Source organism: Stutzerimonas stutzeri, assembly GCF_038561965.1.
Lineage (GTDB): Bacteria > Pseudomonadota > Gammaproteobacteria > Pseudomonadales > Pseudomonadaceae > Stutzerimonas > Stutzerimonas stutzeri_AA.
In genome coordinates this window covers 570,829-585,899 of sequence record NZ_CP139348.1, presented here as the reverse complement: position 1 = coordinate 585,899, position 15,071 = coordinate 570,829, and the positions used below count along the sequence as shown (strand labels likewise).

Sequence of the window (15,071 nt, the reverse complement as noted above, 5' to 3'; positions counted from 1 at the left end):
GCGCATGAAGGAATCGACTCGCCTGCGCGGTCTGTACGCCATCACCGACAGCAAGCTGCTCGCCGAGGGCCGCCTGCTGCCGTATGTCGAAGCTGCCCTGAAAGGTGGCGCCCGACTGCTGCAGTACCGTGATAAATCCAGCGATGAGGCGCGCCGATTGCGCGAAGCCGATGCGCTGCAAGAACTTTGTGCCCGCCATGGCGCGCAGCTGATCATCAACGACGACGCCGAACTGGCTGCCCGGCTGGGCGTCGGCCTGCACCTTGGACAGGAGGACGGCTCGCTCGCCGTCGCCCGCGCCCTGCTCGGCCGCCAGGCGATCATCGGCGCCACCTGTCATGCGCAGCTGCCACTGGCCGAGCAGGCCGTGCGTGACGGCGCCAGCTATGTCGCCTTCGGCCGTTTCTTCCAGTCACAGACAAAACCGGGGGCGCCCTCGGCCGATCGCGAGCTGTTGCGCGAAGCTCGCGCGCGTATCGGCCTGCCCATCGTCGCTATCGGTGGCATTACGCTGGAAACAGCGCCAAGTCTGATCACCGACGGCGTGCAAATGATCGCCGTGGTTCACGCCCTGTTCGCCGCCGACAGCCCGGCCGAGGTCGAACGCCGCGCCCGCGCGTTCAGCCAGCTGTTCATCACCCCCTGATTCCGCCACGGCGGACCGCAGCACGGCGGTCCGCCCTTGTTTTGCGAGGCCCGCATGTCCCGTTCCGAAACCCTGTTTGCCAGCGCCCAGACCCACATCCCGGGCGGCGTCAATTCACCGGTTCGCGCCTTCCGCAGCGTCGGTGGCACCCCGCTGTTCCTCAAGCACGCCGAAGGCGCCTATGTGATCGACGAGGACGACAAGCGCTATGTCGATTACGTCGGCTCCTGGGGCCCGATGATCCTCGGCCACAGCCATCCAGAGGTACTCGATGCCGTGCGTCGCCAGCTCGAACACGGGCTGTCCTACGGTGCGCCGACCGCCATGGAGACCGAGATGGCCGAGCTGGTCTGCCGCCTGGTGCCGTCCATGGAGATGGTGCGCATGGTCAGCTCCGGCACCGAAGCGACCATGAGCGCGATCCGCCTGGCCCGCGGCTATACCGGCCGCGATGCCATCATCAAGTTCGAAGGCTGCTACCACGGCCACTCCGACAGCCTGCTGGTGAAAGCCGGCTCCGGCGCCCTGACCCAGGGTGTGCCGAGCTCAGCTGGCGTGCCAGCGGACTTCGCCAAGCACACCCTGACCCTGGCCTATAACGACCTCGCCGAAGTCGAGGCCACGCTGAAAGAAAAGGGCGAGCAGGTCGCCTGCATCATCGTCGAGCCGGTGGCAGGCAACATGAACTGCGTTCCGCCGGCGCCAGGCTTCCTCGAGGGCCTGCGCAGCCTGTGTGACGAGCACGGCGTGGTGCTGATCTTCGATGAGGTGATGACCGGTTTCCGCGTCGCCCTCGGTGGCGCCCAGGCTTACTACGGCGTGATCCCGGATCTGTCGACCTTCGGCAAGATCATCGGCGGCGGCATGCCAGTCGGCTGCTTCGGTGGCAAGCGCGCCATCATGCAGCACATCGCCCCGCTCGGCCCGGTCTACCAGGCCGGCACCCTGTCGGGTAACCCGCTGGCGATGGCCGCCGGCCTGACCACCCTTGGCCTGATCAGCCGTCCCGGCTTCCACGATGAACTGAGCGATTACACCAGCCGCATGCTGCAGGGCCTGCAGGACCGCGCCGATGCAGCCGGTATCCCCTTCGTCACCACCCAGGTCGGCGGCATGTTCGGCCTGTATTTCAGCGGCGCCGACGATATCGTCACTTTCGGTGATGTCATGGCCAGCGATGCTGATCGCTTCAAGCGCTTCTTCCATCTGATGCTCGAAGGCGGGGTCTACCTGGCGCCCAGCGCGTTCGAGGCTGGTTTTACCTCCATTGCCCATGGCGACACCGAGCTGGCAATCACCCTGGAGGCGGCCGAGCGCGCCTTCGCCAAGCTCAAGTGAGCGGGACGATGGAATTGCTGCAAGCGGTACTGCTGTTCCTCGCGGCTGGCGCCAGCGCAGTGCTGATCGGCCGCGCTCGCCGCCGTTACGGCGAAGCGCACCAGCCAGCGCTGTTCAGCGCGATGCTTGGTTTCATCCTCGCATCGGCGAGCGGCGCGTGCGGCGCCGCGAGCCTGATCGGCATAAATCTGGACGAAGCCCACCAGTGGCTGGAGCGCGCCAGCCTGTTGCTCGGCCTGCCGCTGATTGCAGTGGCGGCGCTGACCCTGGCACGGCGCTGGACCTGGAGCCGGCCGAACTGGGGCCGCGTGGTGCTGGGGTTGTGCGTGTTCTTCGAACTGGCTCGACAGCTCGGCTGGAGCGAGCCCTACGCACTCGGTCTGATGCTGATCAGTGCGCTGTTGGTCATCTACGCCGGCGCGCTGCAGTGGCCGGCGAGCCTGCCGACCGCTGCCGGACTGGCCGCTGGGGTCCTCTTACTGGGCTCGGCGCCGTTGCCGGCAGGCGTGCTGACGGACAACCCGCTCAGCGAGCTGCGCCCGCTGCTGCTCGCCATCGCCAGTCCGCTTATCGTCGCGTTGCTGGTACGCCTGCCCGGCAGCATTGGCGAGGATCGCCCCGCGGTCGCATAAAAAGCCGATCGCAGGCCGTTAAAGGCTTTGTAAGCAGACTGCAGCTTATCCATAATGTGACGGCTGGCTCGTTCCAGCCTTTCATTACCGCCCTGCTCCTCGAGGCGCCAGATTTTCATGATCCGCACCGGCCGCATCCTGTCTTTGGGCTGTCTGCTGCTTCTCTCGCCTCTCACGGCCATGGCCGGCGGGAACACTTTGCTGATCCCGGCGACTGCCCGCTGCGCGCTCGATACGCTCCCCGAAGAACTGCCCGAAGCCCTGCGCAACTGCCAGCTCGCCGCCAGCGAAGGCGATGTGCAAGCCGCCTACGAGCTGGGCGAATTCCATTACGACGGTCGCCGCGCGCCGCGCGATCTGCCCAAGGCGCTGTACTGGTTCGAGCAGGCATCGTTGCGTGGTCATGCAGCAGCGCAGCACCGACTCGGCGTGATGTTCTTCCGTGGCGAGGGCGTCAAGGCCAACAACGTGCAGGCCTATATCGTGCTGAAGATGGCCGCCGTCAACGGCGAGGATGATGCACTGGATACCGCCGACCGGGTCTCCGCACAGATGCGCCGCGACGAACTGGAAATCGCTACCCAGGTACTCGGCCAGATCTTCCGCGACTACCTGATGCAACTGCAGGCTGCCGACGCGCCGCTGATCCCCTGAGCCCGGCGAAACCCTAAGTGTCCGCCCGTGCTTTCCCCTGCTCGGCCGTGGGCATATAATCGCCGGTCATTTTTTGCACAACGCCGGCCCGTAACATGACCCGCAAGCTTTTCATCGAAACCCATGGCTGCCAGATGAACGAGTACGACAGCTCGCGCATGGTGGACCTGCTGGGCGAACACCAGGCCATGGAGATCACCGAGAACCCGGCTGAAGCCGATGTGATTCTCCTCAATACCTGCTCGATTCGCGAAAAGGCTCAGGAAAAGGTCTTCTCGCAACTGGGTCGCTGGCGCGAACTGAAACTGGACAACCCGCAGCTGGTAATCGGCGTCGGCGGCTGTGTGGCCAGTCAGGAAGGCGCAGCCATTCGCGACCGCGCACCGTACGTCGACGTGGTCTTCGGCCCGCAAACGCTGCACCGCCTGCCGGAAATGATCGACGCCGCGCGTACGACCAAGCAGCCGCAGGTGGACATTTCCTTCCCCGAAATCGAGAAATTCGACCGTCTGCCCGAGCCACGCGTCGACGGCCCGAGTGCCTTCGTTTCGGTCATGGAAGGCTGCAGCAAGTACTGCACTTTCTGCGTGGTGCCTTACACCCGCGGCGAGGAAGTCAGCCGACCGCTGGCCGACGTACTGGCAGAAATCGTCCACCTCGCCGAGAACGGCGTGAAGGAAGTGACCCTGCTGGGACAGAACGTCAACGGCTACCGCCACGACGGTCACGACTTCGCCGACCTGCTGCATGCCGTCGCAGCCATCGACGGCATCGGCCGGATTCGCTACACCACCAGCCACCCGCTGGAGTTCTCCGACGCCATCATCCAGGCCCATGCGGAGATTCCGCAGCTGGTCAAATACCTCCACCTGCCCGTGCAGGCCGGCTCCGACCGCATCCTCGCGGCGATGAAGCGCAACCACACCGCCCTGGAGTACAAGTCGCGCATCCGCCGGCTGCGGGCAGCGGTGCCGGATATCGTGATCAGTTCGGACTTCATCGTCGGTTTCCCCGGCGAGACGGACAAGGACTTCGAGCAGACCATGAAGCTGATCGAAGATGTCGGCTTCGACTTCTCCTACTCCTTCGTCTACAGCTCCCGGCCAGGCACGCCAGCCGCGGACCTGGTCGACGACACGCCGGATGAAGTGAAGAAGCAGCGTCTGGCCATCCTGCAGCAACGCATCAATCAGCAGGGCTTCGAGAACAGCCGACGGATGGTGGGCACTACCCAGCACATTCTGGTCAGTGACTACTCTAAAAAGGACCCAGGAATGCTGCAGGGCCGTACCGAGCACAATCGCATCGTCAACTTCCGTTGCGACAATCCCCGGCTCATCGGTCAGTTCGTCAAGGTCCATATCGATGACGCCCTGCCGCACTCGCTGCGTGGCACATTGCTATCTTGAGAACCGCGGTCGCTGGCCCCATCTGATTGCATCGGGGCCGCGACCAACTCCGCATCCGCGCTTTTCGCTTTGCACATGCGGCGCTATTCTTTCCTCACCACTTCGCCGATTACGGCCATATATAAAAGCCCTTGAACGCACCCATAGAACCGCATCGTTTCACCCTCGAACCCTTTGAAGCCCGTCGCTTCGCCAACCTCTGTGGCCAATTCGATGAGCATCTGCGCTTGATCGAACAGCGCCTGGAACTGGAAATCCGCAATCGCGGCAACCAGTTCGAGCTGATCGGCCCGACCGACGCGGCCAAATCCGCCGAGCAGCTGCTGCGCCGGCTGTACCGCGAAACCAAGAACGCCGAGCTTTCCCCCGACATGGTGCATCTGTACCTGCAAGAGTCCGGGATGGAAGAGCTAGCCAATCCGAATGCGCACCAGGGCGTCGCCCTGCGCACCAAGAAGGGCATGATCCGCCCGCGTGGCGCCAACCAGCAGCGCTACGTCAAGGCCATCCTGGACAACGACATCAACTTCGGCGTCGGCCCGGCCGGTACCGGCAAGACCTACCTCGCCGTCGCTTGCGCAGTGGATGCGCTGGAGCGCGAACAGGTGCGCCGCATCCTGCTGGTGCGCCCGGCAGTGGAAGCCGGCGAGAAGCTCGGCTTCCTGCCCGGCGACCTGGCACAGAAGATCGATCCCTACCTGCGTCCACTGTACGACGCCCTCTACGAGATGCTCGGCTTCGAGTATGTAGCGCGGCTGATCGAGAAACAGGTGATCGAGATTGCCCCGCTGGCCTACATGCGCGGCCGCACGCTGAACAACAGTTTCATCATCCTCGATGAAAGCCAGAACACCACCCAGGAACAGATGAAGATGTTCCTCACGCGGATCGGCTTCGGCTCCACCGCGGTGATTACCGGCGACATCACCCAGGTCGACCTGCCGCGCGGGACCAAGAGCGGTCTGGCGCATGTCATCGAGGTGCTCAAGGACGTCAACGGCATCAGCTTCACCCACTTCAAGCCCAAGGACGTGGTCCGTCATCCGCTGGTGCAGCGTATCGTCGAGGCGTACGAGTCATTCGAAGATCGCCAGCTGCCACCTGGCAAGCGCGCCGGGCAGGACACTGCCGGTGATTGAACTTGACCTGCAGTGCGCCAGCACGGGCGCTGCGCCGGCGCTCGCCGATCTGCAGCGCTGGTGCGAATTGGCGCTACGCCAGCGCAGCGGTGACTCCGAACTGACCATTCGCCTGGTCGACGAGCAGGAGGGTCGCGAGCTCAACCGCACTTGGCGGCAGAAGGATTATGCGACTAACGTGCTGTCATTCCCGGCAGACGTCCCGGACGAACTCTTGGATATCCCGCTGCTCGGCGATCTGGTCATCTGCGTGCCGGTGGTCGAGCGCGAGGCGGCGGAACAGGGCAAAGTGCTGACGGCACATTGGGCGCACCTGGTCATTCACGGCTGCCTGCACCTGCTCGGCTACGATCACATCGATGATGACGAAGCCGAGGAGATGGAAGACCTGGAGCGTCAACTGCTGGCCGAACTGGGTCATCCCGACCCCTATGCTGAAGAATCGCCCGTTTCGGGCACTTGCAAGGACTCTTGAGTCAACGACATGAGCGAAGATCGATCGATCAGCGGGCAAAAGACCTGGCTGGAAAGAATCACCCAGGCTTTTGCCCATGAACCCAAGAATCGCCAGGAGCTGCTGGAAGTCCTGCGCGAAGCCCATCAGAACAAGCTGCTCGACAACGAAGCGCTGGCCATCGTCGAAGGCGCCATCCAGGTCGCCGACCTGCAGGTACGCGACATCATGGTCCCGCGCTCGCAGGTGATCAGCATCCGGGCCGATCAGTCGCCACGCGAATTCCTGCCGGCCATCATCACCGCCGCGCATTCGCGCTATCCGGTCGTTGGTGAAAGCCTGGACGAAGTGATCGGCGTGCTGCTGGCCAAGGATTTGCTGCCGCTGATCCTCAAGGAAGATCAGCAGAACTTCGACATCAAGGACCTGCTGCGCCCGGCCACTTTCGTGCCCGAGTCCAAGCGCCTCAACGTTCTGCTGCGCGAGTTCCGCGCCAACCACAACCACATGGCCATCGTCATCGATGAATATGGCGGCGTAGCAGGGCTGGTGACCATCGAGGACGTGCTGGAGCAGATCGTCGGCGACATCGAGGACGAGCATGACGTCGAGGAAGATAGCTACATTCGCCCGTTGCCCAGCGGCGACTTCCTGGTCAAGGCACTGACGCCAATCGATAGTTTCAACGAGTACTTCGGCAGCACCTTCCCCGACGACGAATTCGATACCGTTGCCGGTCTGGTGATGAGCACCTTCGGGCACCTGCCCAAGCGCAACGAAGTCACCGAGATCAATGGCTTCCGCGTGCGCGTGCTCAACGCTGACAGCCGCCGCGTACATATGCTGCGCCTGAGCCGCACCGAAAGCGCGTAGAAGACCGAGTCGCTCCGTGCAGCCCAGCTGCGCGGGGGGGGGTTCCGCCGAACCGACTTGCCCGCCCGCACTCATTGCCCTTAGCCTCCCCCGCACCCGTTGCGCAAGGAACCTCGATGCATTGGATCACCCGCCCCGGCTGGCCGGGCAACCTGCTGGCGCTGGTCGCCGGCACGCTGACCACACCGGCACTGGCGCCGTTCGACATCTGGCCATTGGCGCTATTGTCCGTGGCACTGCTCTATCTCGGTCTGCGCGATAGCACAGCGAAGCAGGCAGCGCAGCGCGGCTGGTGCTACGGCTTCGGCCTGTTCGCCTCAGGCGTCAGCTGGGTCTATGTGAGCATCCATGACTTCGGTGCGGCCTCGCCGGCACTGGCTGGCCTGCTCACCTTGGGCTTCGTAGCAGGGCTGGCATTGTTCTTCGCGCTGCTCGGCTGGCTCTGGGTACGCCTGCTGCGCAATCGCCATTCCGCACTCGGCGATGCGCTGGCCTTCAGCGCACTCTGGCTGGCATTCGATGCCCTGCGCGGCTGGATTCTCACCGGCTTCCCATGGCTGTATGTCGGCTACAGCCAGCTCGACGGTCCGCTGGCCGGCTTGGCGCCGCTCGGCGGTGTTTGGCTGCTGAACTTTGCCATCGTACTGAGCGCGACACTGCTGGTGGCGCTACCGAGGCTGCGTACCGAGAAACCACGCCTGGCCCTTGCCATAGCGCTGCTAGCGGCGCCTTGGATCGCCGGACTGCTGTTGACCGGGTATGCCTGGACCACCGCCAAAGGCGAGCCGCTCAGCGTCACCGCGGTACAGGGCAACGTCGCACAAAGCATGAAGTGGGACCCGAAGAAGCTGGAAATGCAGCTGCTGCTGTACCGCGACATGACCTTTCGCAGCCGCCCGGCGGACCTGATCGTCTGGCCGGAAACTGCCGTACCGATTCTCAAGGAACACGCCGAGGGCTATCTGAAGATGATGGCCGGCTTTGCCGAACAGCGCGACGCGGCACTGATCACCGGTGTACCGGTGCGCCAGCCCAATGCCGACGGCGAACTGCGCTATTACAACGGCCTGACCACGGCTGGTGACGCTAGCGGCACCTACCTCAAGCAGAAACTGGTGCCTTTCGGTGAGTACGTGCCACTGCAGGATCTGCTGCGCGGCCTGATCGCTTTCTTCGACCTGCCAATGTCCGACTTTGCCCGCGGTGAGTCTGGCCAGCCGCTGCTGCAGGCCAAGGGACTGCAGATTGCACCGTACATCTGCTACGAAGTGGTCTACCCGGAGTTCGCTGCCGGACTAGCCGCGCAGAGCGATCTATTGCTTACGGTAAGCAATGACGCCTGGTTCGGCCATTCCATCGGCCCGCTGCAGCATTTGCAAATGGCGCAAATGCGTGCTCTGGAGGCGGGACGCTGGATGGTCCGCGCGACCAACAATGGCATTACCGTGCTGATCGACCCTTACGGGGATATCACCGAACAGATCCCGCAATTCGAGCAAGCCGTGCTGTATGGCGAGGTCACCGCGATGCAGGGCCTGACGCCTTATCTGCGCTGGCGCTCATGGCCGTTGATAGCGGTATGCGTGCTGCTACTCGGCTGGGCGCTGATCAGGCCTAAGGCAAAGGCCTAAGACGCAGCAGGATCGGCTTCAGCCCACACCACCGCTGGCGGTGGGCCGAGGCCACTCGACGAGAGCCCTCAAGCAGGCATCTGCAACCGACTGAACGGTACGTTGCACCTGCGGCTCGATGCCAGCTCAATCACCCGCTGACGCATAGACCAGCGGATAAACCGCCATCCCCACGACTTCGTTGAGCAACATGCCGTTCTGCCAGAACGCCTTCGCCTCCGGCAGCCAGCCATTCAAGGGCCGGTCGTTGACGACCCCCATGAACCCCACTGGCGCCGCGATGACCTCGATACCGTTCTGCTCGAAGCACCAGCGCGAACGCGGCATATGCGACGCCGAAGTGACCAGCACCACCCGCTCGACACCGGCGGCACGCAGCATCTCGGCGCTGTAGACCGCGTTTTCCCAGGTGGTGCGGCTGCGCTCTTCAAGCCAGCGCGTGGTGACGTCCAGATCACGCTGCAATACCTCGGCACCGAGCATTGCCTCGCTGGGCGGCTCACCGAAATGCAGGCCGCCGCTGGTGAGAACCGGCAACCCGGATGCTTTCGCTACGCGCGCCGCATAGCGCAGCCGCTCGAGGGCTACGTAGCCAGGCTGATCGCCACCCCAGGCCGGATCGTTCTGCTCGCGCCCCGCGCCCAGCACCACAATCGCACCCGCCTGCTCGGCCAACCCTGGCCACTGCGACTCGACCAGGGCCGGCTCACGCTCGACCAGACGCGCCGTCCATTCGGCCACGACCGGCAAACTCATCAGCCAGAGCCCGCCGAACCCAGTGATGAAGCAGAACGCGGCCAGCTTCGGCGCACGTCTACGCAACCACCATCCGAGCAGCAGCAGAAGCAGCAGCACGCCCGGCGGCAACAGCAGTTGCTTGAAGAAATAGCGAATCGGCATCCGAGCACTCCGGCAAAGGCCGCCACTCTAGCGGCTGTCGACGGATTTGTCGGCGCTGGTTTGGCTCAATGGCGTGGATAGGTATGCAAACGTTGTCGCGCTCGCAGCAGCTGCGAGCCGCAAGCTGGGCACGCCGCAGGCCCGGCGCCGTCCGGCCAGTTCACTTCGGCGCGACATAGCGCGCAACTCAACGTCTGCTGAAGCGCCAGAGGCGCGTGCCTGGTGCGCGCCCCGTGCCGCTGCCGGCTAGCGCCGCGCGCCGTGGGGCGCAACGCTTGCCGGGTCAGGTGGGCCTGCTCTTCAGCGGCTGCGTGCCAGCCCGAAAGCCATTGCGAATCGCGCTGTAGATAGGCACGGATCAGCTCGAATTCCGCGGGTGTCAGACCACGCACCTCCAGCTCGGCAGAAGCCCCGGGATCCGCCATGTGGTTCCGCTCTGCCTCCTGCAATGCCGAGCTCAATCGCTGCAATACCCGGGCATATAGACTGCTGTCCTCCGACTGCGGCTCTCTGTTCATCAAACTCACCTCTTATTCATCCCGCCCCTGGATCAAGCGTAGCTCAGCCTGACTCGCTCAAGCCGCGCGCGACGGACGGAACCCCTGCCGGCTGCGGCAAATCCGGTTTCCCTAGGCCGCGGGGGGTCATGTATGCTACGGCGCTTCCATGCCTCCGCCCGCTACCTGCGGGGCCGCGTTTGTGCCAGGTCCACCGGACCTGCCAGCCGAGCCTGCGACAGCGTTTTTGCGGAGAGCCAGCCCCCATTCCAACGCCAGTAGCCATGCACGAACAGTATCAGCCCCGCGAAATCGAAGCCGCCGCGCAGTCCCACTGGGATTCGCAGAAATCCTTTGAAGTGAGCGAACAGCCAGGCAAGGACACTTTCTATTGCCTGTCGATGTTTCCCTACCCCAGCGGCAAGCTGCACATGGGTCATGTGCGCAACTACACCATCGGTGATGTGATCGCGCGCTATCAGCGCATGCAGGGCAAGAACGTGCTGCAGCCCATGGGCTGGGATGCCTTCGGTATGCCGGCAGAAAACGCTGCGATGAAGAACCAGGTCGCGCCAGCCAAGTGGACCTACGAAAACATCGCCTACATGAAGGCCCAGCTGAAAAGCCTGGGCCTGGCCGTTGACTGGACGCGGGAAGTCACCACCTGCAAGCCCGACTACTATCGTTGGGAGCAGTGGCTGTTTACTCGCCTGTACCAGAAGGGCGTGATCTACCGTAAAAACGGCACCGTCAACTGGGACCCGGTCGATCAGACCGTGCTGGCCAACGAGCAGGTCATCGACGGCCGCGGCTGGCGTTCCGGCGCGCTGATCGAGAAGCGCGAAATCCCGATGTACTACTTCAAGATCACCGCTTATGCGGATGAACTGCTGGAGAGCCTGGACGAACTGGATGGCTGGCCGGAACAGGTCAAGACCATGCAGCGCAACTGGATCGGCAAGTCGCGCGGCATGGAGATCAGCTTCCCCTACGACGTCGCCAGCATCGGCAGCGAAGGTCTGATGAAGGTCTTCACCACCCGCCCCGACACCCTCATGGGTGCAACCTACGTGGCCGTTGCAGCTGAGCATCCGCTGGCGACCCTGGCGGCGCAGAACGACCCCGAACTGCAGGCCTTCATCGACGAATGCAAGCGCGGCGGCGTTGCCGAAGCGGACATCGCCACCCAGGAAAAGAAGGGGCTGGCCACCTCCCTGCGCGTGCAACACCCGCTGACCGGCGAGCTGCTGCCGGTATGGGTCGCCAACTACGTGCTGATGAACTACGGCGAAGGCGCCGTGATGGCGGTGCCCGCCCATGATGAACGCGACTTCGAGTTCGCCAGCAAGTACGGCCTGCCGATCACACCGGTAGTACGCACCAGCGCCGGCGACATGACTCCGGCACCCTGGCAGGATGCCTACGGCGAGCATGGCGAGCTGATCAATTCCGGCATCTTCGACGGCCTCGATTTCGAGGGTGCATTCGACGCCATCGAAGTGGCACTGCAGAAGAAATGCCTCGGCCAGGCGCGCACCCAGTTCCGCCTGCGTGACTGGGGCATCAGCCGCCAGCGCTACTGGGGCTGCCCGATCCCCATCATCCACTGCGAAACCTGCGGCGACGTGCCGGTTCCCGAAGACCAGCTGCCCGTCGTGCTACCAGAAGACGTGGTCCCAGACGGCGCCGGCAGCCCGCTGGCGCGCATGCCTGAATTTTACGAGTGCAGCTGCCCGAAGTGCGGCGCACCGGCCAAGCGCGAAACCGACACCATGGACACCTTCGTCGAGTCCTCCTGGTATTTCGCCCGCTACGCCAGCCCCAATTACGACCAAGGCATGGTCGACCCGGCCGCCGCCAACCACTGGCTGCCAGTGGACCAGTACATCGGCGGTATCGAACACGCGATCCTGCACCTGCTGTACGCGCGTTTCTTCCACAAGCTGATGCGTGACGAGGGGCTGGTCAGCTCCAACGAGCCGTTCAAGAATCTGCTGACTCAGGGCATGGTGGTGGCCGACACCTATTACCGAACCCTGGATAACGGCGGCAAGGACTGGTTCAACCCGGCCGATGTCGTGGTCGAGCGTGATGCCAAGGCCAAGGTCATCGGCGCCAAATTGGCGAGCGACGGCCTGCCGGTTGAAATCGGCGGCACCGAGAAGATGTCCAAGTCGAAGAACAACGGCGTCGACCCACAGGCCATGATCGACGCCTACGGCGCCGACACCTGCCGCCTGTTCATGATGTTCGCCTCGCCGCCTGACATGAGCCTGGAGTGGTCCGACTCCGGCGTCGAGGGGGCGAGCCGCTTCCTGCGGCGCGTCTGGCGTCTGGCCCATGCGCATGTCAGCGCAGGGGTTGCGGGCGTGCTGGATACCGCCAGCCTGAGCGATGAGCAGAAGGCCGTGCGCCGCGCGATCCATCTCGCCATCAAGCAGGCCAGCGTCGATGTCGGCCAGCACCACAAATTCAACACCGCCATCGCCCAGGTGATGACGCTGATGAACGTGCTGGAGAAAGCAGCGACCGCCAGCGAACAGGACCGAGCCCTGCTGCAGGAAGGCCTGGAGACCGTTGCGTTGTTGCTTGCGCCGATCACACCGCACATCTCTCACGAACTCTGGCAGCAACTCGGCAAGCAGGGCGTGATCATCGACGCGCAATGGCCGAAAGTCGACGAGTCTGCCCTGGTGCAGGACAGCCTGACCCTGGTAGTGCAGGTCAACGGCAAGCTGCGCGGCCAGATCGAAGTGCCGGCCGCGGCCACTCGCGAGGATGTCGAGGCCACCGCCCGAGGCAATGAAAACGTGCTGCGCTTCACCGAAGGCCTGACGATTCGCAAGGTCATCGTGGTGCCGGGCAAGCTGGTCAATATCGTCGCTAACTGATTCGGCCCCGGCGTGCGCGCCGGGCCTGCAAGGGGATAACAGTATGAACAAACGGAATCTGGTGGTGCTGGGCCTGACACTGCTGTTGAGCGCCTGCGGCTTTCAGCTGCGCGGCACCGGCGACGTCGAATTCGGCCTCAAGGAAATCAACCTGCAAGCCCGCAACAGCTACGGCGAAACGGTGCAGCAGCTCGAAGACCTGCTGAAGAGCAACGGCGTACGCGTCAGCCCGGCCGCCAAGTACAGCCTCAACTTGGCCCGCGAGCAGACCCGCCAGCGCACCGCCAGCTACACCAGCTCGGCACGCAGCGCCGAATATGAACTGACCAGCACCCTCGACTACGAATTCCGCGGCCCGCAGAACACGCTGCTGCTCGAAGACAGCATCGAAGTGCAGAAAGTCTACGTACACGACAGCAACAACCTGATCGGTTCGTCGCAGGAAGGCGATCAGCTGCGGCAGGAAATGCGCCGCGAGCTGCTGCAACAGCTGGCTCTGCGCATCCAGCGCATCACTCCGTCGCAACTCGATCGCCTGCAACAGGAAGCCGAAGCCAAGGCACGGGCCGAAGCGGAAGCGATGGAAGCCGCCCGTCGTGCGCAGGATGCACAGCCGCAACAGTCGCCCATCCAGCTGCCCATCCAGTAACAGGTACGGGGGCCTCAAGGCCCCCGTCTTCGCACCATGAAGCTCTCCCCTGCTCAGCTCGGCAAACACCTACACGGCAACCTGGCCCCCGTATACGTCGTCTGTGGTGATGAGCACCTGCTGTGCCAGGAAACCTGCGATGCAATCCGCGCAGCAACGCGCGCGCAGGGTTTCAGTGAGCGTCAGGTCTTTCACGTGGAAACCGGTTTCGACTGGAGCCAGCTGATCGAGGCGGGTGCCAGCCTGTCGCTGTTTGCCGAAAAGCGTCTACTCGAATTGCGCATTCCCAACGGCAAACCCGGTGACAAGGGAGCGGCGGCGCTGCTGGAGTATCTCGCTCGCCCCGCCGAGGACACCGTGCTGCTGATCAGCCTACCCAAACTCGACGGCAGCGCCCAGAAGACCAAATGGGCCAAAGCGCTGATCGACAGTAAGGATGTGCAGTTCCTGCAGATCTGGCCGGTAGATGCCGCGCAGTTGCCGCAATGGATTCGCCAGCGCCTGGCCCAGGCGGGTTTGTCCGCCGATCAGGAAGCCATCGAACTGATCGCTGCCCGGGTCGAAGGCAACCTGCTGGCAGCGGCACAGGAAATCGAAAAGCTCAAACTGCTTGCCGACGCCGGACAAGTCACCGCGGATACCGTGCAAGCCGCGGTCGCCGACAGCGCCCGCTACGATGTCTTCGGCCTGATCGATGCCACCCTGCATGGCCAGGCCGCTCACGCACTGCACATGCTTGAGGGGTTGCGGGGTGAAGGGGTCGAGGCGCCGGTGATCCTCTGGGCGCTGGCACGCGAACTCCGTTTGCTGGCCAATATCGCTCAGCAAATTGCTCAGGGCACCCCGCTTGATCGCGCCTTCAGCCAGGCCCGTCCGCCGGTCTGGGACAAACGTCGACCGCTGGTTTCCAAAGCACTGCAGCGGCACAACGTGGCCGGCTGGAGCCGATTACTGATGGATGCGCAGCGCATTGACGAACAGATCAAGGGCCAGGCGGCCGGCGATCCGTGGATCGGACTGGCCGATATCTGCCTGCAACTGAGCGGTCGCCGGGTCGGCGGCTAGCTGCCGAAGCGGTTTACTGGCCCACTGGACATTTTTTGTACAAGCCCTATGATGCCCTCGCCCGATAGCGGGCCACCAAGAGGGAAATCGCATGAGCACACGCAAAAAGCGACCAAACAAGGCCAAGCACCTGGTCGCGCAGCCACTGTTCCGCCTACGCCAGGAAACGCCGAAAAAAGGCAAAGGCAGCTACCGCCGCGAAGCCTCCCAGTCCACCAACTGGGAGGCTTCGGTCCTTCTGGCAGCCTGAAAACCCAACACCGCTAAAGCGTGATAATGTCTGCGACCGACGA

At 63.7% G+C, this 15,071-nt stretch carries 15 protein-coding genes; 13 read left to right on the top strand and 2 right to left on the bottom strand.

Features of this window, described 5'->3' with window-relative positions:
• Positions 1–4 precede the first annotated feature (4 nt).
• From thiE to lnt, 9 genes are all read left to right on the top strand, one after another.
• Positions 5–646, top strand: a complete 642-nt coding sequence (thiE, locus tag SM130_RS02560; protein WP_102824271.1) for a thiamine phosphate synthase — start codon at positions 5–7, stop codon at positions 644–646.
• Between the two features lie 54 nt (positions 647–700).
• Positions 701–1,984: a glutamate-1-semialdehyde 2,1-aminomutase gene (gene hemL, locus SM130_RS02555; protein WP_102824270.1), complete on the top strand. Its 1,284-nt coding sequence runs from the start codon at positions 701–703 to the stop codon at positions 1,982–1,984.
• 8 nt (positions 1,985–1,992) lie between these two features.
• Entirely contained in the window at positions 1,993–2,616 is a 624-nt protein-coding gene (locus tag SM130_RS02550; protein ID WP_102824269.1) for a hypothetical protein, read from the top strand.
• Positions 2,617–2,733: 117 nt separating this feature from the next.
• Positions 2,734–3,270 (top strand): tetratricopeptide repeat protein, encoded by a 537-nt coding sequence (locus SM130_RS02545; RefSeq protein WP_102824268.1) that lies wholly within the window; start codon positions 2,734–2,736, stop codon positions 3,268–3,270.
• Between the two features lie 95 nt (positions 3,271–3,365).
• Entirely contained in the window at positions 3,366–4,679 is a 1,314-nt protein-coding gene (gene miaB / locus SM130_RS02540) for a tRNA (N6-isopentenyl adenosine(37)-C2)-methylthiotransferase MiaB (protein ID WP_102824267.1), read from the top strand.
• Between the two features lie 131 nt (positions 4,680–4,810).
• On the top strand, positions 4,811–5,818 hold the full coding sequence (locus tag SM130_RS02535) for a PhoH family protein (RefSeq protein WP_102824266.1): 1,008 nt from the start codon (positions 4,811–4,813) through the stop codon (positions 5,816–5,818).
• Positions 5,811–6,293 (top strand): rRNA maturation RNase YbeY, encoded by a 483-nt coding sequence (ybeY, locus tag SM130_RS02530; protein ID WP_102824265.1) that lies wholly within the window; start codon positions 5,811–5,813, stop codon positions 6,291–6,293. The genes SM130_RS02535 and ybeY overlap by 8 nt, the downstream gene beginning before the upstream one ends.
• 9 nt (positions 6,294–6,302) lie before the next feature.
• On the top strand, positions 6,303–7,145 hold the full coding sequence (locus SM130_RS02525) for an HlyC/CorC family transporter (protein WP_102824264.1): 843 nt from the start codon (positions 6,303–6,305) through the stop codon (positions 7,143–7,145).
• A gap of 116 nt (positions 7,146–7,261) precedes the next feature.
• A complete protein-coding gene (gene lnt, locus SM130_RS02520; protein ID WP_102824263.1) occupies positions 7,262–8,776 on the top strand; it encodes an apolipoprotein N-acyltransferase in 1,515 nt (504 codons plus the stop codon).
• A gap of 126 nt (positions 8,777–8,902) precedes the next feature.
• Here the strand turns inward: lnt and SM130_RS02515 are convergent, their stop codons facing one another.
• Both SM130_RS02515 and SM130_RS02510 read right to left on the bottom strand, forming a co-directional pair.
• Positions 8,903–9,676: a YdcF family protein gene (locus tag SM130_RS02515; RefSeq protein ID WP_102824262.1), complete on the bottom strand. Its 774-nt coding sequence runs from the start codon at positions 9,674–9,676 to the stop codon at positions 8,903–8,905.
• A gap of 65 nt (positions 9,677–9,741) precedes the next feature.
• On the bottom strand, positions 9,742–10,194 hold the full coding sequence (locus SM130_RS02510; RefSeq protein WP_102824261.1) for a hypothetical protein: 453 nt from the start codon (positions 10,192–10,194) through the stop codon (positions 9,742–9,744).
• A 263-nt stretch (positions 10,195–10,457) separates the two neighbouring features.
• Between SM130_RS02510 and leuS the strand changes: the two genes are divergently transcribed.
• The 4 genes from leuS (at position 10,458) to arfA (ending at position 15,028) form a co-directional block, all read left to right on the top strand.
• Positions 10,458–13,064: a leucine--tRNA ligase gene (gene leuS, locus SM130_RS02505; protein WP_102824260.1), complete on the top strand. Its 2,607-nt coding sequence runs from the start codon at positions 10,458–10,460 to the stop codon at positions 13,062–13,064.
• A 43-nt stretch (positions 13,065–13,107) separates the two neighbouring features.
• The gene (lptE, locus tag SM130_RS02500) at positions 13,108–13,713 is read left to right on the top strand and encodes an LPS assembly lipoprotein LptE (RefSeq protein WP_102824259.1); all 606 of its coding nucleotides are present in this window, start codon (positions 13,108–13,110) and stop codon (positions 13,711–13,713) included.
• Between the two features lie 36 nt (positions 13,714–13,749).
• Positions 13,750–14,778 (top strand): DNA polymerase III subunit delta, encoded by a 1,029-nt coding sequence (gene holA, locus SM130_RS02495; protein ID WP_102824258.1) that lies wholly within the window; start codon positions 13,750–13,752, stop codon positions 14,776–14,778.
• A gap of 91 nt (positions 14,779–14,869) precedes the next feature.
• Positions 14,870–15,028, top strand: a complete 159-nt coding sequence (gene arfA, locus SM130_RS02490; protein WP_003285150.1) for an alternative ribosome rescue factor ArfA — start codon at positions 14,870–14,872, stop codon at positions 15,026–15,028.
• Positions 15,029–15,071 lie beyond the last annotated feature (43 nt).

Bases quoted from the DNA above. Each gene is read 5' to 3' on its own strand.
- lptE (WP_102824259.1), top strand. From the start codon at position 13,108: ATGAACAAACGGAATCTGGTGGTGCTGGGCCTGACACTGCTGTTGAGC.
- hemL (WP_102824270.1), top strand. From the start codon at position 701: ATGTCCCGTTCCGAAACCCTGTTTGCCAGCGCCCAGACCCACATCCCG.
- miaB (WP_102824267.1), top strand. From the start codon at position 3,366: ATGACCCGCAAGCTTTTCATCGAAACCCATGGCTGCCAGATGAACGAG.
- SM130_RS02515 (WP_102824262.1), bottom strand. From the start codon at position 9,676: ATGCCGATTCGCTATTTCTTCAAGCAACTGCTGTTGCCGCCGGGCGTG.
- SM130_RS02510 (WP_102824261.1), bottom strand. From the start codon at position 10,194: ATGAACAGAGAGCCGCAGTCGGAGGACAGCAGTCTATATGCCCGGGTA.
- thiE (WP_102824271.1), top strand. From the start codon at position 5: ATGAAGGAATCGACTCGCCTGCGCGGTCTGTACGCCATCACCGACAGC.
- SM130_RS02525 (WP_102824264.1), top strand. From the start codon at position 6,303: ATGAGCGAAGATCGATCGATCAGCGGGCAAAAGACCTGGCTGGAAAGA.
- SM130_RS02545 (WP_102824268.1), top strand. From the start codon at position 2,734: ATGATCCGCACCGGCCGCATCCTGTCTTTGGGCTGTCTGCTGCTTCTC.
- holA (WP_102824258.1), top strand. From the start codon at position 13,750: ATGAAGCTCTCCCCTGCTCAGCTCGGCAAACACCTACACGGCAACCTG.
- SM130_RS02550 (WP_102824269.1), top strand. From the start codon at position 1,993: ATGGAATTGCTGCAAGCGGTACTGCTGTTCCTCGCGGCTGGCGCCAGC.
- lnt (WP_102824263.1), top strand. From the start codon at position 7,262: ATGCATTGGATCACCCGCCCCGGCTGGCCGGGCAACCTGCTGGCGCTG.
- leuS (WP_102824260.1), top strand. From the start codon at position 10,458: ATGCACGAACAGTATCAGCCCCGCGAAATCGAAGCCGCCGCGCAGTCC.
- arfA (WP_003285150.1), top strand. From the start codon at position 14,870: ATGAGCACACGCAAAAAGCGACCAAACAAGGCCAAGCACCTGGTCGCG.